This is a genomic window from Brevundimonas sp. GW821-FHT12E07 (assembly GCF_058807035.1).
The window spans coordinates 1,069,255-1,095,370 of record NZ_JBXAQH010000001.1 but is presented as its reverse complement, the minus strand read 5'-3'; the positions used below and the strand labels follow the sequence as shown (position 1 = coordinate 1,095,370).

20 protein-coding genes are annotated in these 26,116 nt (G+C 67.4%); 14 read left to right on the top strand and 6 right to left on the bottom strand.

Going from position 1 to position 26,116, the window contains the following annotated elements; translation table 11 throughout:
• Positions 1–8: 8 nt before the first annotated feature.
• Together AC1ROD_RS05315 and AC1ROD_RS05310 are read right to left on the bottom strand one after the other, a co-directional pair.
• A complete protein-coding gene (locus AC1ROD_RS05315; protein ID WP_492947207.1) occupies positions 9–1,304 on the bottom strand; it encodes a spinster family MFS transporter in 1,296 nt (431 codons plus the stop codon).
• Positions 1,301–1,963 (bottom strand): glutathione S-transferase family protein, encoded by a 663-nt coding sequence (locus AC1ROD_RS05310; protein ID WP_492947206.1) that lies wholly within the window; start codon positions 1,961–1,963, stop codon positions 1,301–1,303. The genes AC1ROD_RS05315 and AC1ROD_RS05310 overlap by 4 nt, the downstream gene beginning before the upstream one ends.
• A gap of 240 nt (positions 1,964–2,203) precedes the next feature.
• Here AC1ROD_RS05310 and AC1ROD_RS05305 point away from each other — a divergent pair, with 240 nt between their 5' ends.
• Positions 2,204–3,442: a serine hydrolase domain-containing protein gene (locus AC1ROD_RS05305; protein ID WP_492947205.1), complete on the top strand. Its 1,239-nt coding sequence runs from the start codon at positions 2,204–2,206 to the stop codon at positions 3,440–3,442.
• A gap of 187 nt (positions 3,443–3,629) precedes the next feature.
• On the opposite strand, the gene AC1ROD_RS05300 is transcribed toward AC1ROD_RS05305, so the two are convergent.
• Positions 3,630–5,978 (bottom strand): TonB-dependent receptor, encoded by a 2,349-nt coding sequence (locus AC1ROD_RS05300; RefSeq protein WP_492947204.1) that lies wholly within the window; start codon positions 5,976–5,978, stop codon positions 3,630–3,632.
• 330 nt (positions 5,979–6,308) lie between these two features.
• On the opposite strand from AC1ROD_RS05300, the gene AC1ROD_RS05295 reads away from it, so the two are divergent.
• Together AC1ROD_RS05295 and AC1ROD_RS05290 are read left to right on the top strand one after the other, a co-directional pair.
• Positions 6,309–7,607 (top strand): MFS transporter, encoded by a 1,299-nt coding sequence (locus tag AC1ROD_RS05295; RefSeq protein ID WP_492947203.1) that lies wholly within the window; start codon positions 6,309–6,311, stop codon positions 7,605–7,607.
• A gap of 60 nt (positions 7,608–7,667) precedes the next feature.
• Entirely contained in the window at positions 7,668–9,008 is a 1,341-nt protein-coding gene (locus AC1ROD_RS05290; protein WP_492947202.1) for a hypothetical protein, read from the top strand.
• Here the strand turns inward: AC1ROD_RS05290 and AC1ROD_RS05285 are convergent.
• Positions 9,005–10,186: a lipid-transfer protein gene (locus AC1ROD_RS05285; protein ID WP_492947201.1), complete on the bottom strand. Its 1,182-nt coding sequence runs from the start codon at positions 10,184–10,186 to the stop codon at positions 9,005–9,007. The genes AC1ROD_RS05290 and AC1ROD_RS05285 overlap by 4 nt on opposite strands.
• Before the next feature lie 223 nt (positions 10,187–10,409).
• Between AC1ROD_RS05285 and AC1ROD_RS05280 the strand changes: the two genes are divergently transcribed.
• The 3 genes from AC1ROD_RS05280 to AC1ROD_RS05270 are packed head-to-tail and all read left to right on the top strand — an operon-like array spanning position 10,410 to position 14,823.
• Complete coding sequence (locus AC1ROD_RS05280; protein WP_492947200.1) at positions 10,410–11,210, top strand: alpha/beta fold hydrolase; 801 nt, start codon at positions 10,410–10,412, stop codon at positions 11,208–11,210.
• Entirely contained in the window at positions 11,207–13,714 is a 2,508-nt protein-coding gene (locus tag AC1ROD_RS05275; protein WP_492947199.1) for a beta-mannosidase, read from the top strand. Before AC1ROD_RS05280 ends, AC1ROD_RS05275 begins: the two co-directional genes overlap by 4 nt.
• A gap of 35 nt (positions 13,715–13,749) precedes the next feature.
• Positions 13,750–14,823, top strand: coding sequence for a DUF3089 domain-containing protein (locus AC1ROD_RS05270; protein WP_492947198.1), 1,074 nt, complete (start codon positions 13,750–13,752; stop codon positions 14,821–14,823).
• 3 nt (positions 14,824–14,826) lie between these two features.
• Here AC1ROD_RS05270 and AC1ROD_RS05265 read toward each other — a convergent pair whose 3' ends face one another.
• Entirely contained in the window at positions 14,827–15,612 is a 786-nt protein-coding gene (locus AC1ROD_RS05265) for an alpha/beta hydrolase (RefSeq protein ID WP_492947197.1), read from the bottom strand.
• A gap of 132 nt (positions 15,613–15,744) precedes the next feature.
• On the opposite strand from AC1ROD_RS05265, the gene AC1ROD_RS05260 reads away from it, so the two are divergent.
• Positions 15,745–16,521, top strand: a complete 777-nt coding sequence (locus AC1ROD_RS05260) for an alpha/beta fold hydrolase (protein WP_492947196.1) — start codon at positions 15,745–15,747, stop codon at positions 16,519–16,521.
• Positions 16,522–16,575: 54 nt separating this feature from the next.
• On the opposite strand, the gene AC1ROD_RS05255 is transcribed toward AC1ROD_RS05260, so the two are convergent.
• Positions 16,576–17,391: a GDSL-type esterase/lipase family protein gene (locus AC1ROD_RS05255; protein ID WP_492947195.1), complete on the bottom strand. Its 816-nt coding sequence runs from the start codon at positions 17,389–17,391 to the stop codon at positions 16,576–16,578.
• Between the two features lie 195 nt (positions 17,392–17,586).
• Here AC1ROD_RS05255 and AC1ROD_RS05250 point away from each other — a divergent pair, with 195 nt between their 5' ends.
• From AC1ROD_RS05250 to AC1ROD_RS05220, 7 genes are all read left to right on the top strand, one after another.
• Positions 17,587–19,752: a TonB-dependent receptor gene (locus AC1ROD_RS05250; protein WP_492947194.1), complete on the top strand. Its 2,166-nt coding sequence runs from the start codon at positions 17,587–17,589 to the stop codon at positions 19,750–19,752.
• A 23-nt stretch (positions 19,753–19,775) separates the two neighbouring features.
• A complete protein-coding gene (locus AC1ROD_RS05245) occupies positions 19,776–21,326 on the top strand; it encodes an AMP-binding protein (protein ID WP_492947736.1) in 1,551 nt (516 codons plus the stop codon).
• Between the two features lie 62 nt (positions 21,327–21,388).
• A complete protein-coding gene (locus tag AC1ROD_RS05240; protein WP_492947193.1) occupies positions 21,389–22,162 on the top strand; it encodes a TetR/AcrR family transcriptional regulator in 774 nt (257 codons plus the stop codon).
• Positions 22,155–23,408 (top strand): serine hydrolase domain-containing protein, encoded by a 1,254-nt coding sequence (locus tag AC1ROD_RS05235; RefSeq protein WP_492947192.1) that lies wholly within the window; start codon positions 22,155–22,157, stop codon positions 23,406–23,408. Before AC1ROD_RS05240 ends, AC1ROD_RS05235 begins: the two co-directional genes overlap by 8 nt.
• A gap of 54 nt (positions 23,409–23,462) precedes the next feature.
• Positions 23,463–24,788, top strand: coding sequence for an MFS transporter (locus AC1ROD_RS05230; RefSeq protein WP_492947191.1), 1,326 nt, complete (start codon positions 23,463–23,465; stop codon positions 24,786–24,788).
• 24 nt (positions 24,789–24,812) lie between these two features.
• Complete coding sequence (locus AC1ROD_RS05225) at positions 24,813–25,193, top strand: MerR family transcriptional regulator (protein ID WP_492947190.1); 381 nt, start codon at positions 24,813–24,815, stop codon at positions 25,191–25,193.
• A gap of 86 nt (positions 25,194–25,279) precedes the next feature.
• Positions 25,280–26,113 (top strand): enoyl-CoA hydratase-related protein, encoded by an 834-nt coding sequence (locus AC1ROD_RS05220; RefSeq protein WP_492947189.1) that lies wholly within the window; start codon positions 25,280–25,282, stop codon positions 26,111–26,113.
• The last annotated feature ends 3 nt before the right edge of the window (positions 26,114–26,116 follow it).

The following is a 26,116-nucleotide window of genomic DNA, read 5'->3' as shown; positions in this document are numbered from 1 at the left end:
GCGGAGAGTCAGGCGGCCGGTTCGTCCACCCAGTCCTTGCGCAGCGGCCTGACCGCCAGCAGGGCCAGGCCCGAGGCCACGAAGTAGAGGCAGACCAGGGCGATGGCCGACCAGCGCAGAGCCTCGTCGCCGAAGTGGGGCTTCATCGCATCGCTGAGCCCGCCCAGCAGCCAGGAGCCCGCGCCGATGCCGATCAGATTGTTGATCAGAAGGAAGCTGGCCGCCGCCGTCGCCCGCATCTGGGCCGGGACCAGATGCTGGGTCGCGGTCATGACGGGGCCGACGAACAGGACATTCAGCGCATTGGGGATCAGGAGAGCCGCCCAGGCGATCATCGGCGAAGGCGACAGGAAGCCGGCGATGAACAGCGGCGCGGTGACGAACCAGGCGAGCGACGAAACCCAGGCGTAGGCGCCCTTGTCGCCCTTGCCCAGCCGGTCGGCGAGGACACCACCGAGGAGCACACCCGCCACGCCGCCGATCAGCAGCAGCGAACCCAGGAACAACGACACCACGGTCAGGTCGAACTTGAAGGTCTGGATCAGCAGCGAAGGGGTCCAGAATGCGAGGCCGTAACCGGCGGTGCTGCTCATGGCCGAGGCAAAGGCCAACAGCCAGAAGCTGGGCTTCTTCGTCAGGACGGCGAAGACCTTGCCCACGGGAACGCGCTCGGCGACGGGCGCCCTGGGCGGTTCCTTGACGATCAGGCGGAATACCGGTGCGACCAGGGCGCCGGCGATGCCGATCGTGATGAAGGCCCAGCGCCAGTCGACGGCCTTGGCGATGGCCGCGCCGAACAGGACGCCGCAGGCCAGACCCACGGGGATGCCCATGGAGTAGATGGCGATGGCCCGGGCCCGGCGCTCAGGCGGGAAATACTGGGAGATCAGGGCATAGCTGGGGGCGACGCCGCCCGCCTCGCCCACCCCGACGCCAAGGCGGAACAGGAAAAGGGTCCAGAAGCCGCTGGCCAGACCGCACAGGGCGGTGAAGCCCGACCAGACAATCATCGACAGGGTGATGACCCAGGTCCGGCTGGTCTTGTCGGCGACGACGGCCAGCGGAATGGCCAGGGTCGAATAGAGGGCGGCGAAGGCGATCCCGCCCAGCATGCCCAGCTGGGTGTTCGACAGATGCAGGTCGGCCTTGATGGCCGGGGCCAGGATGCCGAGGATCTGCCGGTCAAGCCAGTTGAAGGTATAGACCACCAACAGCATCAGAAGGACGAGGTTGGCATAGCCGCGGCTGTAGGTCGGGGCGGTCGGGACCAGAGTCGTCTGGTTGGGCGCGGGCGTATCGGTCATGCGATCTCCTCACGGTCAGAAGCGGCCGCGGTCTGCGCGGCCAGATCTTGAGCGGTTTGGGCGGCCTTGAAGGCGGGACGCGCCGAAAGGCGGTCCCAGTAGGCCTGGATTTCGGGACTGAATTTGTGATCGAGGTTCAGGTCGCGGGCGAACAGCAGGGCATAGCCGACGCAGACGTCGGCCATGGTGAAACGCCCGGCGCACAGCCATTCGCGGCCGTCAGACAGGGCGCGGGTGAGGTAACGCAGGCGCGACAGGAACCACTGGGCATAGTCGTCGGCGGCCTGTTTGAGACGGCGCTCTTCCGGCTCCAGCTGGGTGTAGCGAAGCACGATAGTCTGGGGGAAGGTGAAGGTCGCCTCGGCGCGGTGCAGCCAGTCGAGCCACGGGCCGTAATCGGCTTCACTCACGTCGACCGCCAGGGGCGACGGTCCGTAGCGGGTGGCCAGATACTGGGGGATGGCGGCGCTCTCGGTCATTCGCACATCGCCGTCGATGAGCAGCGGAATGGTGCCGAGCGGGTTGAGCTGAAGGTATTCGGGAGCCAGGACGCGCGGCGGGAACGGCAGGACGTGCAGCCGGTAATCCAGCCCCAGCTCCTCCAGCGCCCACAGGGCGCGGAACGAGCGAGCATCGACGCAATGATAGAGTTCGATCAACTCCGCACCTCCCGTTTTGACGGTCGCATTCTGACGGCGGCCCTGCGCCTGTCATCGGCCGAAAGCCGTCCGCTGTCAAAATTTTTGTACGACAATTGTTGCGCTGTGGTGTTACAGAAACTCGCGGCCTTGAGCTTGGCCGCGGCGTCCTGTTGAAGTCGAAACGAAGCTTTCCAGACCTCCGCCCAGCGCCGTGACGGCGAACGAGAGCGGAGGCCGGGCGGCGAGGAAGGAAATCAGATGCAGATCAAATCCCCGGAAAAACACGGCCTCGACGCCGCCCGCCTGAGCCGCATCGACGGCTTCCTGAAGGAACGCTACCTCGATACGGGCCGCCTGCCCCACGCGCAGATCCTGATCAGCCGCGACAATGAGATCGTCCACTTCTCCAGCCAGGGCGCCGCGCGCGAAGGCTCGGACAAGGCGATCGACGAGGGCTCGATCTTCCGCATCGCCAGCATGACCAAGCCGATCACCTCGATCGCCTTCATGATGCTGGTCGAGGAAGGCAAGGTCGCGGTCGATACCCCGGTCGCAGACATCCTGCCCGAGTTCAGGAACGTCGGCGTCTATAACGGCGGCGGCGCGGGTCTGCCCTTCGTCACCAAGGCGCCGGCCGAGCCGATGCGCATGCTGGACCTGCTGCGTCACACCTCGGGCCTGACCTACGGCTTCCAGTACCGCTCGAACATCGACGCGGCCTACCGCACCCAGAAGTCCAACGCCGGGCCGGTCGAGAATTGGTATGGCGAAGCGGATCTTGATCAGTTCATTGACGAACTTGGTCAGCTGCCGCTGGAGTTCTCGCCGGGCTCGGCCTGGAACTATTCGGTCTCGACCGACGTCCTCGGCGCCGTCGTGCAGCGGGTCTCGGGCATGCGCCTGGACCGCTTCTTCGCCGAGAAGATTTTCGCCCCGCTGAAGATGAACGACACCGCCTTCATGGTCCCGGCCGACAAGGCCGACCGGCTGACCGACTGCTATATGTTCGCCGGGCCGGCCGGACGCGTCATGTACGATCGCGGCGAAAACAGCATGTACCTGCAGACGCCGAAACTGCTCTCGGGCGGCGGCGGTCTGGTCTCGACGGCGCTCGACTACCACCGCTTCTGCCTGATGCTGGGCAACGGCGGCGAGCTGGACGGGGTGCGCATCGTCGGCCGCAAGACCATCGAGCTGATGACCATGAACCATCTGCCGAACCGGTCGGACCTGTCGACCATGTCGCAGTCGCTGTTCAGCGAGACCCAGAACGGCGGCGTCGGCTTCGGCCTGGGCTTTGCCGTGACCCAGGACGTGGCCCGCGCCATGATCCCCGGCTCGCCCGGCGAGTTCTACTGGGGCGGGATGTTCACCACGGCCTTTTTCGTCGATCCGGTCGAAAAGCTGCACATGGTCTTCATGACCCAGCTCAGCCCCTCGATGCTCTATCCGATCCGGCGTGAGCTGAAGACCCTGATCTATTCGGCCCTGACCTGAGGGCCGTTCCGACGTCCAGCCTGAGGGCCTCTCCCGGAGGCCCTTTAGCCGGGATCGAAGTCGCAGGACTTCGGTCCCGGTCTTTTTTGTCCCGAACTCCAAGCCTGGGTTCCGCCCAAACGAAATCGCCGCCCCCGTCGCAAAACGGGGGCGGCGAGACTTCCGGGGAGGAAGCAGCCTTTCGGACTTACCAGCGGTAGGTGGCGGTCAGACCCCAGGTCCTCGGGCGGGTGTAGCGATTGGCCAGCGGGATATCGACCTGCTGCAGCTTGAGCACCGGGATGATCTGGTTCGTGACGTTCTTGACGAACAGCGCGACCTCGATCTGGCGGATGTCGATCCCCGTGCGGAAGTCGACGTTGCTGACGGTCTCCAGCGGGATGAAGGGGGTGGAGGTCGTGACCGTGTCCTGACCGCCGCCTTCCTGACCGTTCCAGGCGACGTTGACGAAGCCGCTCATGTTCGTCGCCAGCGGATGACGGAAGTTGACGTTGGCCGAATAGGTCCACTCGGGCGTCTGGGCCACGATGCTGTCCAGGATCGGCGCGCCGGCGACCGCCGCAACCTCGTCCCATTTCGCATCCTGATGAGCGCCGTTCAGACCCAGGGTCAGGCGACCGTCGGCGACCTGCCAGGCGGCGTCGAGCGAGGCCTCGACACCCTTCACCTCCATCGTGCCGCCGTTGATGTTGAAGTTGGTGGCCGCCTGCAGGCAGGCGTTGGTGACCGTGCAGCCGTCGGTGACCAGGGCGATCGCATCCTTGGTCCGCGACTGATAGGCCGACAGACGGAAGAAGATGTTGCGCGTCAGATTGGTTTTCAGACCGGCCTCATAGCTGGTGGTCTGTTCGTTGCCGTAGGTCGGCTGCAGCGGGTTGGGCGCCACAGCGACCGTCGAGCCGTTGTTGACGCCGCCGGCGCGATAGCCGGTGCCCATGCGGGCGTAGATCAGCGAGGTCGGGCTCAGCTTGTAGCTGGCCGAGGCGGCCCAGGAGACGTTGTCCTCGTCGAACTCATAGGTCGAGGGCGTACCCACCAGGGTGGTGGTGTAGAGGCGGTAGTCGGTTTGCGACGCCGTCTTGTTGTCCTTCGAGTAGCGCAGCTCGCCCGAGAGCGAGAGCTGGCCGATGTCGTACTTCATCGAGCCATAGATGGCGGCCGAGTGATATTCGGACGGCACGACGCGGCGGGTGCCGAAGGCCAGGGGGAATGTCGCCGGGCAGTTGGCCGCCGTCGGAGTCAGCTTGTAGCAGACCGGAACCGTCGGGGTGCCGCCGCAGATGCCCGAGGTCGCCGTCAGGGCGCAGGGGCTGGTGCGGATGTCGCGGTTGTAGTCGTCGTCCTGCCAGAGACCCTCGATGCCGGCCAGCCATTGCAGATTGCCGCTCATGGCGTCGCCGGTCAGGTGCAGGTCCTGATAGAGGGTCTGGTCCTTGACGTCGGTGCGGGTGCCGCCCAGCGGATACAGGCCGATCCAGCCCTGTTGCTGGAAGCTGGCCTCGGTCGCCAGATCGATCGCCGCGGCGAAATTCTGGACCGAGTGGTACTGCATCGCCATCGAGGTCGAGGTCAGCTGGGCCCAGCCGAGATCATATTTGGCGGTCAGCATCGCCCGCTGAACGGTCTGGTGCAGATCGTTCGGAACGTCGGAGCCGACGTCATAGCGCGGACCGGTATAGCCCTGCGGCAGGGTAGCGATACGCCCGGCCGGCACGACCCACTGGTTGACGAAGGTCGGCAGGTTCATGTCCTGCGCATCGACCATCAGGTTCACGTCCAGCGGACCCGAGCTGTAGCGGATCTGACCGCGGACGATATAGCCGTCGGTGTGGTCGTAGTACTTGTCTTGATTGGGATTGTAATAGATGCCGCCGCCCTGGCCGGTCACCTGGGCGCCGAAGCGGACCGCGACCTTGTCGGTGACCTGACGATTGACGATGCCGCTCAGCTGAACCTGGCCGAGGTCGTCGGTGTAGGTCGCCGAGACGCGGCCGCCGTTGCGGAAGACAGGCTGGTTCAGGACGATGTTGATGCTGCCGAACTCGGAGTTTCGGCCATAGAGGGCGCCCTGCGGGCCTTCGAGAGCCTCGACGCGGGCCAGGTCGAAGTAGTCAACGCGCTTGAAGTTGCGGCCGCCGAGGGTCGAAGATCCAACGTAGGCGCCGTTGACGAACAGACCCACGGCCGAGTCGGCGCTGGTCGCGCGCTGGGTGCCCGAACCGCGCACCGAAACCTCGGCCAGGTTCTCGGACTGGACGCCGTTGAAGCGCACGCCCGGGACGAGCTGGAGCAGGTCGCCCACGCCCTCGATCGGGCTCTTCTGTTCCAGAGCTTCAGCGCCCTGCGCGGTGATCGTCGAGGGCACGTTGCGGACGGCCTCTTCGCGACGACGGGCGGTGACGACGACGTCGCCCACGCTGGTGGACTGTTCAGACTGCGCCTGTGCGGGAGCCGGGGCCGCCGTCTGGGCGAACACCGCCCCGGGGACCATCGCCGCGATCAGAGCCGCAGACGGGCACGCGAGCAAACGAACCATGCCTTGTTACCTCTCCCATGATTTATCGATGCCGGCTTTTTGACGCCGGTTGAGCCGGACAATCCTCCCGCCTCCGGAGGCTGTCAAGATTGTACGACAATCCTTCTTTTGTTGCGTTACGACATTTTGAAGCGACCACTTGAAGCCAAGCTAATAGCGAGAGGCTACAGAGAAGGCATATTCTGACATACCGGATAGATTTCCTATCAATAGAGACGAACAATAATCTTTGTTTTGTTGTACAATTGGTTGACACTGCCGTGCGACCCGGCCGAAAGTCCAGGGACGGAAGGCGTCGTCAGAACGCCCCGAGGAAACCCGCAGGGAGCGATGTCCGCCATGGATGAAACCGGCAAAAAGCCCGGCCTCAAGGTCGCCGTCATGGCCTCGGCGGGCGCCGCGGTGGAATGGTACGACTTCTTCATCTACGGCACGGCCGCGGCCCTGGTGTTTCCGCACCTGTTCTTCCCCGCCGACCTGCCGCCGTTCGTGGCCCAGATCGCCTCCTTCAGCACCTTCGCGGTCGGTTTCGTGGCGAGGCCGCTGGGCGGGATGTTGTTCGGTCACTACGGCGACACCCATGGGCGCAAACAGGCCCTGGTCGTGGCCATGCTGCTGATGGGGCTGGCGACGACGATCATCGGCCTGCTGCCCGGCTATGAGACCGCCGGCGTCCTGGCGCCCCTCGCCCTGGTGGCCCTGCGGTTCCTGCAGGGGCTGGCTGTGGGTGGCCAGTGGGGCGGCGCGGCCCTGCTCGCCATCGAAAGCGCCCCGGCCAACAAGCGCGGCTTCTACGGCAGCTTCGTCCAGATCGGGGTGCCGCTGGGCGTGGTCCTGGCCAATACCGTCTTCCTGATCGTCAGCGCCCTGACCCCGAACGACGCCTTCCTGACCTGGGGCTGGCGCATCGGGTTCGTGCTCAGCGTCGGCCTGATCCTGATCGGCCTGATCATCCACCTGAGCATCCAGGAGCCCGAAACGGAGAAACCCGCGGATGCCGCACCCGCCGAACGCCGCCGCTCGCCGCTGCTGGAGGTGATCTTTGGCCACTGGCGGACGGTGCTGCTGGCGGGCGGCGCCTTCGTGGCCAACAACGTCTGCTTCTACATCGCCATCACCTACGCCATCGCCTATGGCTCGACGACGCTGAAGATCGACCGGGACGTCCTGCTGTTCTCGGTGCTGGCCGGCAGCGCCCTGATGATCCCGATCCTGATGCTCTGCGGCGCGGCCTCGGACCGCTTCGGGCGGCTGGGCGTCTTCCTGTGGGGAGCCTTCCTGTCGGGCGCCTGGGCCTTCGCCGTCTTCCCCCTGATCGAGACGAAAGAGCCCCTGCTCATCTTCGCCGCCGTCACCGTCCAGCTGACCTTTGTCAGCATGATGTACGGGCCGCAGGCCGCCCTGTTCGCCGAGCTCTTCCCCAGGTCGGTGCGGTATTCCGGCGCCTCCCTGGGCTATCAGGTCGGCGCCGTGGTCGGCGGAGGTCTGGCTCCCATCATCGCCACGGCCCTGTTCGCCGAATACGGATCGAGCCTGCCCATCGCCGTCTATCTGTCGGCCATGTGCGCCCTGTCCTTCATCAGCGTCCTGTTCCTCGGCGGACGGGCGAATAAGGGGCTGGTCGGATAAGACTGGTGGGTTGAGACCAACCTGAACATCCTGCGTTCCGGATCAACGAAAGCGACCGCGATGATCGATGCCTCAAGACGAACCTTCCTCGGCGCCGGCGCCCTGGCGACCTTCGGCGGAGCGGCCATGACCGCCTCCTGCGCCACTGCCGCTCCCGCGTCCGGCGTCCCGGCATCCGCAACGGCAGGGCCCGACGCCACGAGCATTGAGGCGGATCTGCAGAAGTACGTCGGCTTCGGCAACAAGCGCGCGGGCGGTCCCGGCGACACGGCTTGCGGCGACTGGCTCGCCGGCGAGATCGAGAAGGCCGGATACGCCGTCGAGCGTCAGATCTTCCAGGCCCCCTTCTTCGAAGCGACCAAGGCCGAGCTGACGCTGGAGGGAACGACCGTCCCCGTCTATCCGCAGCCCATCGTGACCCCGACCAGGCCTGAGGGCATGACCGGGCCGCTGGTCCGCGTCGACGTCGCCGGTCACTTCACCGGTTCGTTGCAGGGCGCGATCGCCCTCGTCGACCTGTCCTTCGCCCGCTGGTCCTCGGCCCTGCCCCGCCCCGTTCGCGGCCCGATCGACGCGGCCTTCGCGGCCGGGGCGAAGGCGGTCGTCGCCATCACCAACGGCCCGACCGGCAAGGTGATCGCGCTGAACGCCGACGGCCGCCAGCCGATGTTCCCCGGCCCGGTCGCCCTGCTGGCGCCCGACAAGGCCCAGCCCTTCCTCGCCGCCGCCTTCGAGCGAAAGGATGTGACGCTGGTTCTCGACGGTCAGGGCGGCCGCCGCGACGCGTTCAACTTCGTGGGACGGATGGATCGCGGCAAGGCGAAATGGATCGCCGTCTCGACGCCCCGGTCCGGCTGGTTCGGCTGCGCGGCCGAGCGCGGCGGCGGCGTCGCGGCCTGGCTGGACATCGCCCGCTGGGCCCCCACCGCCCTGCCCGACTACAACCTCGCCCTGATCTGCAACACCGGGCACGAGTACGAATATCTGGGCGCGGCCGAGGCCATGAAGGCCATCGCCCCCCCGGTCGAGGCGACCCGCTTCTGGCTGCATCTCGGGGCCAATGTCGCGGCGCGCGACTGGCGCGAGCTGCCCGGCGTGCTCACGCCCCTGCCCAATGTCGACGCCCAGCGAGTGCTGTCGATCTCGCCCGAGCTGGTGCCGGTGGCGCAAAGCGTGTTCGCGGGTCAGCTCGGCTATGAGTCGCCGGTGTCCAGCGCCGTCCTGTCGGCGGGGGAGCTGGATGAGGTGATCAAGGCCGGATACGCCCCCGCCGCCGGAGTGTTCGGCATCCACCGCTATCACCACGTCGAGGAAGACGACGCGCGCTGCCTTCACGTGCCCGCGACGGTCGCCGCTGCTGACGGCTTCCGCCGCCTGCTGCTGGCGGTGACGGCGGCCTAGGCGCGGCCGTAAAGGGTGACAACGCAGGCGCCGCCGAGACCCAGATTGTGCTGCAGGGCGTGGCGCACGCCCTCGACCTGCCGCCGATCAGCCGCGCCGCGCAACTGCTGGGTCAGCTCATAGCATTGGGCCAGACCGGTCGCGCCGAGCGGATGGCCCTTGGACAGCAGGCCGCCCGACGGATTCACGACGTGGCGGCCGCCGTAGGTGTTGCCGCCATCGCGGATATAGCGCTCGGCCCCGCCCTCTTCGCAGAGGCCCAGGCCCTCGTAGCTGATCAGCTCATTGGCGGTGAAGCAGTCGTGCAGTTCGACGGCCTGAATGTCGTCGGGGCCGACGCCCGCCTGTTCGTAGACCGCGCGGGCGGCCTCGCGTGTCATCTCGTAGCCGACGACGCTCATCATCGACCGGCCGGTGAAGGTCTCGGCATAGTCCGTGGTCATGGCCTGGCCGAGGATGGCGACCTCCGCCTTCAGCCCGTGCTTCGCCGTGAAGGCCGGGGAGACCAGCACCGCCGCCGCCGCGCCGCAGGTCGGCGGGCAGGCCTGATAGCGGGTCAGGGGGCCGTAGAGATGCTTCGAGCCCATCACCTCCTCCAGCGAGATCGGATCGCGGAACAGGGCCATGGGATTGTTCGCCGCGTGGCGACGCGCCTTGACCGAGATCATGCCGAACACCTCGTCCGCGGCGCCGTAGCGCTGCTGATAGTCGAGGCCCGCGCCGCCGAACTGCTGGGCGACGAGCGGTGACGTATCGTCCTGACCGAGGATGCGCTCCTGCGCGGTCAGGTGATGGTCCAGCGTCCGTTTGCGGTCGGTGAAGACGGCGCCGAGCGCGCCGGGCAGCATCTGTTCGAAGCCGAAGGCCAGGACGCAGTCGACGGCGCCCGCCTCGATCATCTGGCGCGCCAGAAACAGGGCGCTGGAGCCGGTCGAGCAGTTGTTGTTGACGTTGACGATCGGGATGCCGGTGCAGCCGACGCGATAGAGGGCCGACTGTCCGGCGGTCGAGTCGGCATAGACGTAACCGGCATAGGCCTGCTGGATCTGCTCATAGCTGACGCCTGCATCGGTCAGGGCGAGGCGAATGGCCTGCTCGGCCATCACGTCCCAGTCGGCGCTCTGGCCGGGCTTGGCGAAGGGGATCATGCCGACGCCGACGATCAGGGTGCGAGCCATGGAACTGAAGCCTTTCCGGGGCCCGCGCGGTGGGGCCGGTTTCCTCGGCGATCTGACGTCGCCATGGCATAAGATGTTCCACCGAAATCGAGGTCGGTCAACTTTCATTCAATCGCGAGTGAAGATTGACGAGGCTGCCTTTCGGTGGGATGCATGGCTTCAGGCGACGCCAGATCGCCACCGGAAACGCGAACGCCTTTTGGCGGCAGAGAAGGAAGACCGAATGCCCTTCATTTCGAACGGCGGCATCAAGCTGCATTGGGAAGAACGCGGCGACGGCGTGCCGATCCTGCTGATCATGGGCCACCGCTATTCCTCGGCCATGTGGTACCCGGTCTATGAGGCGTTCGGCGACAAGTACCGGCTGGTGTCGTTCGACAACGAGGGCACGGGCAAGAGCGGGACGCGGCGCAAGACCTCCGTTTCCGAAATGGCCGCCGACGCCCTGAAGGTGCTGGACGCCGCCGGGATCGAGAGCGCCCACGTCTACGGCGTCTCCATGGGCGGCGGCATCGCCCTGGAGTTCGGGGCCCGCTATCCGGAGCGCTGCCGGTCGCTGATCCTGGGCTGCACCATGGCCAAGACGCCCGACATTCCGCCGCGTCCGAAATGGCTGATCAGCCTGATCTATCGCGCCCTGCCCCTGCTCAAGGCCTTCGCCAAGCCGGCCAAATACAAGGGCGGATACGGCGATGCGGCGCCCGACGACGCCATCGCCCGCGACAAGGTCATGCTGGACAAGGACCCGTTCAACATGACCGGCGTTATCGCCCAGAGCCACGCCATCATCGACTATTCCATCACCCCGGAGGAGGTGGCGGCGGTGAAGCTCCCGGCGCTGGTGCTGCACGGCACCCAGGATCTGGCCGTCCCCTATGAGGCCGGCAAGAAGATGTCGGAGATGCTGCCCAACGCCCGGCTCGTCACCTTCCAGGACATCGGCCACAACTACTTCGTCGGCGCCGGAGAGCGCGCCAACGCCGAGGTCGACCGCTTCATCCAGGACGTCGAGAAGAGCCGATGAGCGGGGCCGCTCCGGTGCTGCTGGACCGCTGGGAGCTTCTGGACTTCGAACCCGGACAGGGCGCGGCCGACGGCGGCGAGAACTGGATGCCGGTCCCGGCGCCCGGCGACGCCTATCTGGCCCTGATCGCAGCCGGCCGGCTGGAGCATCCGTTCAAGGGGCGTAACGAGGACCCGGCCGCCTGGGTTCGGGATCGCGAGTGGTGGCAGAGGACCACCTTCGTCGCCCCCGCCGCCGAAGCGGACACGGTGACTGAGCTGGTCTTCGACGGCCTGGACACCTTCGCCTCCGTCTATCTGGACGGGCGGTTGCTGGGCCGGACGGACAATATGTTCCGGCGCTACGCCTTCGACATCGGGGCCCACATCACGCCCGGCGAAACCCACACCGTCGCCGTTCGCTTCGATCCGCCGGCGCTGGCCGTCGTCGACCGCCCACTGCCCGTCTGGACCGCCTTCACCGACCGGGTCAGCGTCTCGAAGCGCAACCAGATCCGCAAGGCCCAGTTCGGCTGGGGCTGGGACTGGGGCCCCGACCTGCCGACCGTGGGCGTCTGGCAAGCGGCCCGCATCGAGACCCGCGCGCGCGCCCGGCTGAACGAGGTCCGCTTCGAGACCCTGTCCGTCTCCGCAGACAGCGCCCGCGTCCACCTCACTGTTGATGCGCCCCATGACGCCGCCCTGGTGGTCGAGGTGGTCCTGACCGATCCCGACGGCGCGGTCGTCTTCAGCCGAACCTGCCAGCCGGGCGACGCCTCGGGCGCCCTGGACATCGACCGTCCCCGCCTGTGGTGGACGGCCGATCTCGGCGAACAGCCCCTCTATAGCCTGACCGTGCGCCTGTCCGACGGCGACCGGCTGGTGAACGAGGTCACACAGTCCGTCGGCATCCGGACGATCGCGCTGGACGAGTCTCCGGACCCGGACGAACCGGGCACGACCTTCTTCCGCTTCGTGCTGAACGGTCGGCCGATCTTCATCAAGGGCGCCTGCTGGGTGCCCGCCTCCTCGTTCGTCGGCGACCTGGCGTCGGAGCCCTACGACCGGCTGCTGGACGACGCCGTCGCGTCGAACATGAACATGATCCGGGTCTGGGGCGGCGGCGTCTATGAGCCCGACGCCTTCTACGATCTGTGCGACCGCAAGGGACTGCTGGTCTGGCAGGACTTCATGTTCGCCTGCGCCCATTATCCGGAGGAAGGCGAGTTCGCGGCCTCGGTGAAGATCGAGGTCGAGGAGCAGGTGCGCCGCCTGCGCCACCACGCCTGCCTCGCCGTCTGGTGCGGCAACAACGAGAGCCAGGCGATGAACCGGATCAACACCGACAAGGGCGGCGATCCCGTGCGGCTGTCCGGAACCGCCCTCTATGACGACCTGATCCCCGAGGTGCTGGGCCGGCTCGATCCGAACGCCCTGTATCGCCCCGGCAGCCCGTGGGGCGGATCCAATCCGAACACCATGCGGGCAGGGGACGTGCACAACTGGACCGTCTGGCACGGCCTGCCGCCAATCCCCGACGACACCATGATCGGCGCCTATGAGGTCAGCCCGGAGGGCATCGCCTACACCCGCTACGCCGAGGACAAGGCGCGGTTCGTCAGTGAGTTCGGCATCCAGGCCGCCCCGGCCATGGCGACCCTGAAGCGCTGGATGGACCCCGCCGACCTGACCCCCGACAGCCCCGGCTTCCTCGCCCGGATCAAGGACGAGGCGCGCAAGGCCGACGCCATGATCTTCACCGTCACGGGCCCGGCGACGACCCTCCAGGACTATGTCGACTTCACCCAATGGACCCAGGCCGAGGGGCTGAAGTTCGGCATCGAGCATTTCCGCCGCCGGACGCCGCATTGCTCGGGCGCCCTGATCTGGCAGTTCAACGACTGCTGGCCCTGCGTGAGCTGGTCACTGGTCGACTATGACGGAGCGCAGAAGGCCAGCTGGTTCGCGGTGCGCCGCGCCTTCGCCCCGGTCATGGCTTCCTTCCGGGTCGAGGACGGCGTTGCCGAACTGTGGGTCACGAACGATCGGCTGGAGCCCGTGTCAGGCAAGGCCGGGATCGCCCTGACGCATCTGGACGGCCGGTCGGAATGGCGGGTCGAGGCGGACTTCACCGTTGCCCCGAACACCGGAGCCTTGGTCTGGCACGGCGAGGTCGCGGTGGCCGATGATCTGGTCCTGACCGTGCACTCGCCTGAGGACCTGTTCCCGGCGAACCGCGAACTGTTCGCCCCGGTCATGCGCCTGCCCCTGTCGCAGGGTGCGCGGCCGGAAGTCGAGGTCCGGCAGGTGGGGCCGCGCGAGCTGGCGGTGGAGCTGTCGGCGAAGACCTGGCTGGCCTTTGTGCATCTGGTGTCCGACCGCGCCGATGTGCGGTTCAGCGACAGCTATTTCGACATGGCTGCGGACGAACGGCGAACCATCACGGTCACGGCTGCCGGCGACCTGACGCCGTCCGACATCGCGGTGCGCTGCTGGAACGATCGGACCTCGGGAGCGGCGGCGTGAGCCGGGCGTCGCGGCGGGCTTTCGGGGCCGCCGCGATGACCGCCGCGATCGTCCTCGCCGGATGCGGCGGCGGGCCCTCGAAGCCGTTCGATCTGGCTCTCGCTCCACCCGCGCCCGACTACACAAGGGCGGAGGCGTGGCTGGCTCTGCCCGGGCGCAACGGGCTGGAGCGATCCGCGCCCGCCGGACTGACCGTCGTCGATGAGGCCGCTGCGCCCGCCGACGTCTTCTTCGTCCATCCGACCACCGTGAAGGGCAGCGAGACCTGGAACGCGGCATGGGACGCCTCGGACGCCGTCGCGCCACTGAACCGGGCGGTGCTGATGGGCCAGACCAGCGCCTTCAACGGCTGCTGCCGCATCTATGCGCCCCACTATCGGCAGGCGTCCCTACGGGGGCTCGGCGACACCGGGGCGGTCGATCTGGCCTATGCGGACGTCGCTGCTGCCTTCCGCGACTTCATCGCCCACCGCAATAACGGGCGCCCCTTCATCATCGCCGCCCACAGCCAGGGGGTGATCCACGCCATCCGTCTGTTGCAGGAGCAGGTGCTGGGCACGCCGCTGCAGGACCGGCTGGTGGTCGCCTATCTGATCGGCGGCTATGTACCCGACGCCTTCCCCGAGCTGGGTCTGCCGCTGTGCGACGCGGCCGACCAGACCGGCTGCGTCCTGACCTGGAACTCCAGCAAGCCCGGTAGCCTGACGGCGCGGATCATCCTCCACGACAAGACCTACTGGTGGCGCGGAGCCTGGAAGAACGAGGACCAGGCGCCGGCCGTCTGCGTCAATCCCCTGACCTGGCGCGTCGAGGGGCATGGCCCGGAAGCCGCCGGGCCCGAGGCCAATCCCGGCAGCATCCCCCTGCCCCGTGATCCCTTCCCGACGGCCGCCGCGACCATGGCGCCGCTGCTTCCGCACCTGACCGGCGCACGCTGCCATGACGGCATGCTGGAAGTCGACCTGCCCAAGGACTCGCCTGCCGCCTACAGCGACCCGCTGGCCCGCACCCTCGGCAGCTATCACCTGAACGACTACGGCCTGTTCTACGGAGCCTTGCGCGAAAACGCCCTGACGCGGGTCCGGACCTTGACGGCGGCGCACCCTTAAGCCTCAGGCGTTGGCCTCGGCCCAGTCGATCAGCTGGCGCGTGACCTCCTCCCGTCCCGGCTCGGCCAGCAGCAGGTGCGAGCGGCCGGGAAAGTTGAGGAAGTCGGTCTTCGCGGCCGAGCGCTTCTGGATGCGCCATGCCGCTCGCGACAGATAGGGCGTCACCAGCCGGTCCTTGTCGCCCGAGGTGATCAGCAGAGGCTGGGTCCGGCGGCGCGGATCGATGCGCGTCCCCGCCCAGAAGGCGGCCTGATAAAAGACCCGGCCCGAGGTCGGAATGACGTAGGTGTCGAAAGCCCGGTTCTGCGTCTCCGGCGGCGCCCCGTTGGCGAAACGGTCGGCCCAACGCTTGCGGGTGAAGGCATAGGGCCGATTCCAGCCGTTCCAGCGCAGGATCACCGGCAGGGCGGCCGTCAGGGTCAGCCAGCCGTGCAAGACCCCGCCGATCGGCGCCGGGTTCACTGCGATCCCGGCCCGGCCCACGCCCCGGTCGAGCAGCATCTGGGTGAACAGCCCGCCGAACGAATGGCCGACCAGCAGGGGCTTGCCGGGAAGACGCTCGATCTCGGTCTGAAGCGCATCGACGATCCGACCGATGCTGAGCCCGCCCAGCTCCGCAGGCGGCGCAGCATTGATCTCGACCGCCGCCCTTCCGCGCAGCACGGGCCAGGTGGGTGCGACCACCGTCCAGCCCGCCGCCTCCCATGCCTCGCGGAACCCCACCCAGGAGTCCGTCGTGACCCACAGGCCGTGGATCAGCACCACCGTGCGGTCGGTCGCTTTGGTCATGGCTCTCCCCGACAATCGTCGTTCAAGTCCGGTAACAGACAAGCTTCCGTCGCCTAACCGCGTTATAAGGGATTCAACTCCACAGGGAACCGCACGGCGCGGGACCGGGAGCCATGGAAGGGCTTCTCCCCAATGTTCAGGACGCTTCGTACCCTTTTGGCCGCCGCGCTGATCGCGCTTGGCGGCCTGACCGCCGTCTCGGCCAACGCCCAGACGGCTGCTCCCGCCAAGAAGACCGTGGTTCTGGTCCACGGCGCCTGGGCTGACGGCACCAGCTGGAGCCGGGTCATCCCCTATCTGCTGGCCGCCGGTTTGAACGTGGTCGCGGTGCAGAATCCGCTGTCCTCGCTGGAAGGCGATGTCGCCAACACCACCCGCGTCATCAACGATCAGGCCGGCGACGTCATCCTGGTCGGCCACTCCTACGGCGGCGTGGTGATCACCGAGGCCGGCAACAATCCGAAGGTGAAGGCCCTGGTCTATGTCGCCGCCTTCGCGCCCAAGCCGGGCCAGTCAGTCAATTCGATCTTGTCGGCCTTCCCCCTGCCCGCCTGGTTCGCCAGCCTGCACGCCGACGCCGGCGGCTATGTCACCTGGCCGATCAGCACCTGGAAGACCGAGTTCGCCACCGGCCTGCCCGAGGGCGAGCAGGAGATGCTGCACGCGACCCAGCACCCGACCTTCCACGGCGTCAACGACAACGCCATCGGCGACACCGCCGCTTGGTCGACGCGCCCGGTCTTCTCCGTCGTCTCGCAGCAGGATCACATCATCCCGGCCCCGCTGCAGATGCTGTTCGCCCAGCAGATGCATTCGACGGTCGTCCCGGTCGAGGCCGGCCACCTGGCCATGCTGATCGCCCCGGAAGAAACGGCCAAGGCGATCATCTCGGCGGCCAACAGCTACTGAGCGATCACGATTTAGCCGACAGGAGGCGGGCCGCAGGGTCCGCCTCCTTGCGTTTCAGCCTGCCCGTCGCAAGCTGTCGATCAGCACCGGCTCCATCGCCTCATAGCCGCGCCGCGTTGGATGGACGCCGTCGCGGGTGAAGTCGGTCCGCATCCGGCCCGCGCCGTCGGTCAGGGCGGCGAAATAGTCGGCGAAGACCAGACCGCGCTCGACCGCCGTCGCCTTCAGCCAGACGTTCAGCTCGGTCACCCGGGCGCTGACGTCGCCGAGCGCGGGGCTCCAGGCCAGGGTGGCGAAGGGCGGCAGGCTGGCGAGGATCACCGTGATCCCGTGCGCCCCGGCCAGATCCAGCATGGCCAGGATGTTGTTCCTGAAGTCCCGCGGCGTGTTCGGTCCGGTATTGCCCGCGACGTCATTGGTCCCGGCCATCAGGTGGCAGATCCGGGGCTTCAAGGCGATTACATCGGCCATGAAGCGCAGCAGCATCTGGGGCGTGGTCTGACCGCTGATGCCGCGATTGACATGGCCGCCCTCGAACAGGTCGGGATTGGCGACACGCCACATCTCGGTCAGGGAATCGCCCATGAAAACAACGTCGACAGCGGTCCCGGCGCGGGCCGCATTGTCTTCGCGATACTGGCTCAGAGCAGGCCAGTCGCGCTGCATCCGCCAGGCCTTGCGGCGCTCGTTTCGCGCGCCGCGTTCGGGGTCCGACAGCATGGCCAGAACGGCCGGATCCATCTCCCCGTCGGCGACGTAGGCGCGGGCGAAAGCCAGTTCCTCCTCTCCCGGACCGAAGCCCGCGGAATCGAGATGATCGACCATGCCCATGGGCATGGGGAGGTCTTCGGGGTGATCCGAATTGGGCATTCCGTCTGTCTCCATCCTGGCCGCCCGGGTCTTCGCCCGCGTCGGTTGAGAGCCCAGTCTGCTCCCGCAATGCAGCAAACGTCAAATCTTCACTCGCGATTGAATGAGCGTTGACGAAAGCAAATTTCGGTGTGACGTTCATCGTCGATGGCGACGCAGATCGCCGAGGAAACGCAAACGAGGGAGGCTAGCCCCATGTCCGGGAAGCTCTGGATTTCGACGTCCGTCGCCGCGCTGCTGTGGTGCGGCGCGGCTCACGCCCAACAGGCCCAACCGACCGCCCCTGAAGACCAGGCCACGACCCTGGGCGACGTGGTGGTCACCGCCGAACGACGCACCACCAACCTTCAGACCACCGCAGTCGCGGCCGCCGTACTCAGCGGCGAGGAGTTGCAGAACAAGGGCGTCTCCAACATCGAGACCCTGCAGTTCTCCATGCCGTCAGTGACGGTGCAGAACTCCGGCCAGGGCAACAGCTTCAACATCCGCGGCATCGGCAAGACCGAGAACAGCTCCTCGATCGGCGTCGGCGTCATCACCTATCGCGACGGCGTGGCGGTCTTCCCCGCCTACTTCCAGAACGAACCCTTCTTCGACATCCAGAGCCTGGAACTGCTGCGCGGTCCGCAAGGCACCTTCGCCGGCCAGAACGCCACCGGCGGCGCGGTCTTCATCACCGAGAAGAACCCCGATTTCGGCGGCCTCGGCGGCTATGTCACGGCCCAGGCCGGCAACTACAACGACTTCCGCCTGCAGGGCGCGATCAACCTGCCGCTGACTGACACCCTGGCCGCCCGTCTCGCCTTCAACAGCGAGAACCGCGACAGCTTCTATGACGTCATCGGGACGCCGTCGCGCGGCCGTCCGGGCGTCCTGGACTCCAAGAGCGTGCGCGGCAGCCTGCTGTGGACACCGACCGACCAGTTGCGGGTCCTGCTCAAGAGCGACTACACGATCAACGACATGGGCGGTTATCCGGCCAGCCCCTACAACTCGACCCTGCCGCTGCATACGATCGCCACCAACGGCCCGTACGCCGCCAAGGACGAAACCGCGCGGACGGTCCTGAACGTCAGCTACGAGTTCGCCAACGGCGTGACCCTGCGGTCGATCTCGGGCGCCCAGTACGGCACCACCATGGTTCGCTCGGACCTGGACGGTACGGCCACCCTGCCCTTCAGCTTCTACGACAAGGTCGAACAGCGCCTGCTGTCGCAGGAGTTCACCCTGGTGTCGCCCGATGACGGCCGCCTGAAGTGGGTGGTCGGCGCCTATTACCAGGACGACCTGATCACCTTCCCTCCCGGCCAGTTCGTCACCACCCAGTACGTCTCGGCCACCCTGCCGATCCTGTACGACACCATCCTGGACGGCGAGAATCCCAAGACCACGGCGGCGGGCTTCGGCCAGATCAGCTATGACCTAACCGACGCGCTCGAGCTGCAGGTCGGCGGCCGCTACACCCATTCGACGGTGGAAAATAACGCCAAGTTCGCCGCGCCTCTGCTGGGCCTGGCCCTGGTCCAGAACGACCGCTACGAGGAAGACGCCTTCACCGGCAAGATCGCCCTGAACTGGACGCTCGACGACAACAACTTCCTCTATGCCTTCTACGCGCGCGGCCATAAGGCCGGCGGCCTGAATGGCCCGAACCTGGCCTTCGTGCCGCCCAAGGCGTTTGACGGCGAGGATGTCGACGACTTCGAAGCCGGCTGGAAGGCCACCCTGTTCGGCGGTCACCTGCGCACCCAGCTCGGCGCCTATTATGACATCTACAAAAATTTCCAGATCATCATCGGCGACCCGACGACGGCCTCGATCACCTCGATCCTGAACGTCACCGGCGACACCAAGATCTACGGTCTGGAAGCCTCGGCCCAGGGACGGTTCGGCGGCTTCGGCTTCGACGCCGGCCTGTCGCTGTCGCACTCGGAACTGGGTGACTTCTACGGCGCCGATCCGCGTCGGCCTCGGACGGGAGCCTGCGATCAGAACACCGGCCCCGCCAGCGGCAACTGCGTGAACCTCAACGGCAACGCCCAGACCCATGCGCCGGAGCTGACGGTGAGCCTGGGCGCCGAATACGCCTTCCAGATCGGCAACGCGACCCTCACGCCGCGTGTGGACTACAGCCACATCTCCGAGACCTGGACGACGATCTTCGCCAACGAGGCCCTCGGCGACAAGCTGAAGGAACGCGACATCGTCAACGCCCAGCTGACCTACGACACGGGCGACTGGAGGCTGCAGGCCTATTCGACCAACCTCACGGACCTCGAATACGTCGCCTCGATCAAGGCGGGCCTGCGTTACGCCGGCGCGCCGCGTCAGTACGGCCTCCGTCTGACGAAGAACTTCTAGTGGAGTACGGCGGCGTGGGGTCGATGCAGGAGTATGCGCTGACCGTGGACAAGTTCCTGGTCCACGCCGCCAAATGGCACGGGTCGGTCGAGGTGGTCTCGGCCGATCCGGGCGGGGTCTCTCGCAAGACCTACGCCGAAACGCTGGACCGGAGCCGCAGGCTGTCGGGCGCTCTCCTGAGCCTCGGCCTGCGGCCCGGGGACCGGATCGGGACCCTGGCCTGGAACACCCGGCACCATCTCGAGATGTGGTACGGGACCATGGGGGTCGGCATGGTCTGCCACACCCTGAATCCCCGGCTGACCGCCGACCATCTGGCCTCGATGATCGATCAGGCGGAGGACAAGGTCCTGGCCGTCGGCTCGAGTCTGGGCGAGGTCGGACGCGCCCTGATGGCGCGCTGCCCCAGCCTGCAAAAACTGATCATCCTCGACGGCGATCCGCTGGAGGGAGACGACCTCGACATCGAGGCGATGATCGAGGGCTCGGACGACCGCCCGGCCTGGGGCGGGTTCGACGAACAGACGCCGGCCGGCCTCTGCTTCACCTCGGGCACGACGGGAGCGCCCAAGGGGGTGCTCTATACCCACCGTTCCAACTATCTGAACACCATCCGTTCGCTGCAGTCGGACTGTCTGGCCCTGTCGCGGTCGGATGTGGCCCTGATCACCGTGCCGATGTTCCACGCCAACGCCTGGGGATTCCCCTTCTCGGCGCCCTCGGTCGGGTCGACCCTGGTCCTGCCCGGACGACTGATGGACGGCGCCAGCCTGGCGAATCTGATCCGCAGCGAAGGCGTGACCGTCACGGCCGGGGTGCCGACCGTCTGGATCGGCCTGCTGGATCATGTCGAGGCCAACGATCTGCAGGTTCCGACGCTGGAGCGCATCATCCTGGGCGGCGCCGGTGCGCCCGAGAGCCTGATCCGCCGCATGGAAGATCGTCTCGGCGTCCGCGTCCAGACCAGCTGGGGCATGACCGAGCTGTCGCCCATGGGCACCCTGTCGCCGCCCGATGAGGTCGCCCTGGCCTCGGGCCGCCCGGCCATGGGCCTGGACATGCTGCTGACCGACGCAGAGGGCGTCGCCCTGCCCGAGCAGCGCAATGTGGTCGGCCACCTGAAGGTCAAGGGACCGAGCGTGGCGCGCCAGTATTTCAAGGCCCCCGCCCCGGCGCTGGACGCCGACGGCTGGTTCGACACCGGCGATCTGGCCATCATTGATGATACCGGCGCACTGACGCTGGCGGGCCGGTCCAAGGACCTGATCAAGTCGGGCGGCGAGTGGATCAACCCTGTCGACATCGAGCAGATCATCGGCGCCGATCCATCGGTCGGCATGGTCGCCGTCATCGCCCGGGTCGACGACAAATGGGGCGAGCGGCCGCTGCTGGTGGTGGAGCCGCGTCAGGGCCATGCGGTCGAGAACGGCGCCCTGCTGAAATCGCTGAAGGGCAAGGTCGCGGACTGGTGGATTCCGGACCGGGTGGTGCAGGTCGAGGCCATGCCCCTGGCCGCCACCGGCAAGATCGACAAGACGCGGCTTCGCGCGGACTACGGGCAGGCCTTAGGATGACCATCGATCCTTACAGGCCGCTCGCGAATCGGGCGCCGCCGCCCGAGCTCGAGACCCGCGCCATGACGACCCCGAAAGCCGCCGCCCCGAAAGCCGCCGCCAAGTCCTCCGCCGCCAAGGCGAAGGCTCCCAAGACCGCCGCCCGTCCCAAGGGCCGGTCCAAGGCCGAGCAGCGCGCCGAGAGCCTGGAGCAGATGCTGGATGCGGCCGAGGAGCTGTTCTCCAAGCATGGCCTGTATGGCGTGACGCTGAAGGACGTGGCGCAGAAGGTGGGGGTCCACACCTCGCTGATGCACTACTATTTCGAAGACAAGCAGGATCTCTTCCTTCAGGTCGTTCGCCGCAAGGCGCCGATCACCATCGGCCGCCGGGTCGAGGCGATGACGCGCTATGCCGAGGAGACCGGCGACCACCCCACGGTCGAGGGTTCGCTGCGCGCCTTTCTGGATACCGATCTGGACCTCTACATCGAGGGCGGCGAGGGCTGGCGGAACTACGGCGCGCTGGGCGGTCAGTTGAACAACACCCCGGCCTGGGGCGCCGCGGTGATGTGGGAAAACTTCGATCCCGTCGTGTTGCAGCTGATCGAGCTGCTCAAGAAGGCGATGCCGGACGCGGCCGAGGAAGACATCTTCTGGGGCTACCACTTCGTCACCGGCGCCCTGACCCTGAGCCTGGCCCGCACCGGCCGGATCGATCACCTGTCGGGCGGCCTGTGCCAGTCCGACGACTTCGAAGCCATCAAGGCGCGGATGGCGAAATTCATGGCCGGCGGATTCATGGCCATCTGCGAATCCCGTGCCGCCGAGCGAAAAGCAGGAACACCCCATGGCTGACGTCGCCGGCTTCCCCGTCGCGGCCCGTCCCGAGGACCTGGGCTTCGACAGCGCCCGACTGGGACGCCTGGACGACTATATGGCCGGGATGGTCGAGGCGGGCCGTGTCGCCGGCGTCTCCACCCTGATCCTGAGGCACGGCAAGGTCGCGGCCTTCAAGACCCACGGTTCGGCCGTGCTGGGCGGCGAGACGCCCCTGAGCCCCGATGCCATTTTCCGCATCTATTCGATGACCAAGCCGATCGCGGCGACGGCCATGATGATCCTGTTCGAGGAGGGCCACTGGGTCCTCGACGATCCGGTGACCAAATTCATTCCCGAATTCGCAGCCCTCAAGGTTTGCGCCGGCGTCGGTCCTGACGGCGAGATGATCATCGAGGAGGCCAAACGCCCCCCGACCCTGCGCGAGGTGATGAGCCACACCGCCGGCTTCGGCTACGGCCTGTTTCCCGACTACCATCCGCTGGAGAAGGCCTATTTCGTCGAGGGGATCGCGCGTCCGGACGGCGCCCAGGCCTTCGTCGACAAGGTCGCGGCCCAGCCGCTGATGTTCCAGCCGGGCGGCGAGTGGTTCTACTCCATCGCCTCGGGCATCCTCGGCGTCATCGTCAGTCGCCTCTCGGGCCAGACGTTCGGCGACTTCCTGCAGGCCCGGATCTTCGGCCCGCTGGGCATGGTCGACACCGGCTTCCAGACCGGACCCGACAAGGCCGATCGTCTCGTCACCTTCTATCAGGACGACGCCCAGGGCGGGCTGAAGGAAGTCACCGAGGTCCTGAACGCGCCGATCAACGGCTTCATCGCCCCTCCGCCCTTCGAGGACGGCGGCGGCGGACTGGTCTCGACGATCGGCGACTACGCCCGCTTCACCCAGATGATCCTGAACAAGGGCGAGCTGGACGGCGTGCGCATCCTGGCGCCGGTCACGGTCGAGTTGATGTCGACCAACGTCATTCCGGACGCCGTTCTGGCGACCTCCCATCCCCTGCGCCTGCTGCCCTTCAACCCGGCCTTCGGCTTCGGCCTGGGGTTCTCGGTGATGAGGGATCCGCGCCGGATGGGATCGGTCGAGGGACGCGGGACCCTGGCCTGGGGCGGTATGGGCGGCACCTGGTTCTGGATCGATCCGGAGAACGACCTGATCTTCGTCGGCCTGATCCAGCGTTTCGCCGATCCGATCTCCGGCGAGTTCCGCGCCAAGGCCCGCACCTTCACCTACGCGGCCCTGACCCGGCCCGAGCTCTGACTTTCAAACTGCGAAAATAGACGGGCCCCAAGGTCCGCTTTCGAGGAAACGAAAATGACCACCGTCACTGCAGACGACGCCGAGGTCCCCGCCTCGCCGCCCGCGGAGTTCCGCAAGACCAAATGGGGCGTCGTCTGGCTCCTGACCCTGACCCTGTTCACCGCCCTGACCGTCGGCGGCCTGCTGGCCCCGCTGCAGGAGGCGGCCAAGGCCGACCTGAAGATCACCGACGTCCAGTTGGCCATGATCGTCGGCACGGCCGGCGCCATTCCGACCGCCGTCCTCGCCCTGCCCATCGCCTGGTGGGTGGACCACAAGACCCGCAACCGGATGCTGGTCGTCCTGGCCTCACTGTGGGCCATCGGCACTATCGGCACCGCCTTCGTCACCGACTTCTACGGCCTGTTCGCCGCCCGCCTGGTCGCCGGCATCGGCGCCGGCACGGCCTTCCCGGTCGTCGTCTCGCTGCTGGCCGACGTCTGCATGCCCGAGAAGCGCGGCCGGTCGATGCTGCTGCTCTCGATCGGCGCCTGGGGCGGCGTCGCCGCGGCCTTCGCCATCGGCGGCACCCTGTTCGGCTATCTGGAAGCCCACCCCGCCGCCTTCCTCGCCGGCATGGCGCCCTGGCGCGCGACCCATTTGCTGGTGGGGATCGGCGCCGCCCTCCTGACCCTGCCGCTGCTGCTGATCCGCGAACCGAAACGTTACGAGGTCGAGCAACAGAGCGTCGCCCTGATGCCGACCCTGCGCGCCTTCTGGAAGCGCAAGGGCTTCCTCGGCCCGCTTCTGATCGGCAACTTCGCCGGCGGTCTGGCCGAGGGCGCCGCGGCGCTCTGGATGGGCTCGATCCTGGTGCGCCAGTACCACCAGTCGCCCGGCCAGTTCGGCGGCTGGGTCGGCCTCGTCATCCTCGGCGCCGGCATCGTCGGTTCGATCCTCGGCGGCTTCACCGCCGACTGGGCCCAGAAGCTGAAGATGCGCGGCGCCATCCTGCTGCCCGCCGTCATCGCCACGGCGATCAGCATTCCCGCCAGCCTCTATCCGATCATGCCGACCGTCACCGGTTTCGCCTGGGTCCTGTTCGCCCTGCTGACCGGCGGCGCCATCGTCAACCTGGTCAACACCGCTGCCATCGCCGTCCTGCTGCCCAATGAGGAGCGGGCCACCAGCATCGCCGCGCTCAAGATCGTCGCCACCGTGGTCGGAGGGCCGATCACCGGCGCCATCGTCGTGGGCATGGCCTCACACTTCTCGGGACCATCCGGGATGGGCATCTCCCTGACCTGGCTGGGCGTCGTAACCGGCTTCATCTCGCTGGGCGGCTACTGGGTCGCCATGGCCAATGCCCCGCGCAAGGCCGAAGCCGAAGCGCCCGCCTGACCCCTCTCCCCGGAGCCGACGACGATGAGCCAGTCCAGCGTGAATCCCGGTCTCGCCGTCGTCGGCATCGCCCGCCTCGCGGAGATTACCGGGGCCAGCCTCAGAGCCTTGAGGTATTACGAAGAAATCGGCCTGCTCAGGCCTTTCCGCACCGCCAACCGGGCGCGGCTGTTCACCGGCCATCAGTGCGAGATGGCGGCGATGATCGTCCTGCTCAGGCGGCTGGACGTCTCCGTGGTCGAGATCCGGGCGGTGATCGATCAGGCCTCCTCAGACACCGACCGCGCGGTGCGCCTGCGCCAGACGCTGGAGCGCAAGGCGGCGGAGCTGTCGGAACAGCTGCGCGAGGTGCGGGTCGCGCTCGCCGGAACGGGCGCCGTTCACGAAAGTCTCAGCGCCGCCTGACCTTAGGTGACCCTTGCGAGGGGCGTCGGGCGGTGGAAGGAAGAGGCCGGGCGTCCGTCAGAGACGCCGCTGGACGAGGATCCGCCATGGCCGCCTTCGAGATCACCCGTGAGGGCGCCGTCGCCCATCTGCGCCTGACCCGGCCCGAGGCGTCCAACGCGCTGGACATGAGCTTCTGGCGCGGCTTCGGACCCGCCATCGCGGCGCTGGACCGGACCGGCGAGGTCCATGCCCTGGTGATCTCCGGCGAGGGCCGCAACTTCTGCGCCGGGATGGACATCTCCGTCTTCTCCAGCGGCGCCATCCTGCCGGCCGAGACCTCGGCGCAGCGGCAGGCCTTCCATCAGGCGGTGCGCGATCTGCAGGACGCCCTGACGGCGCTGGAGAAGGCGCGGTTCCCGGTGATCGCGGCGGTGCACGGCGCCTGCGTCGGGGCCGGGCTGGACATGGTCTCGGCCTGCGACCTGCGGCTGGCCTCCGCCGACGCCCTGTTCCGGATCGAGGAGATCAACATCGGCATGATGGCCGACGTCGGCAGCCTGCAGCGGCTGCCCAAGGTCCTGCCTGAGGGCGTGGTGCGCGAACTGGCCTATCTGGGGACCAGCCTGACCGCCGACCGGGCCGAGCGGCTGGGCTTCGTCAATGCGGTCCTGCCGGACGCCGGGGCCGTGGTCGCGGCGGCGCTGGAGATGGCGCGGACCATCGCGGGCAAGGCGCCGCTGGCCGTGACCGGGTCCAAGGCCGCGGTCAACTACGCCCGTGATCACACCGTCGCCGAGGGGCTGGAGTGGGTGGCGGTGATGCAGGGCTCGCTGTGGAACCCGTCCGACATCCTGACCGCCATCCGGGCGCGCCGGGCCAAGGAGACGCCGGCCTTCGCCGCGCTCGCGCCTCTCGTCACGCCGGGCTCCGAAGGCTAGGCC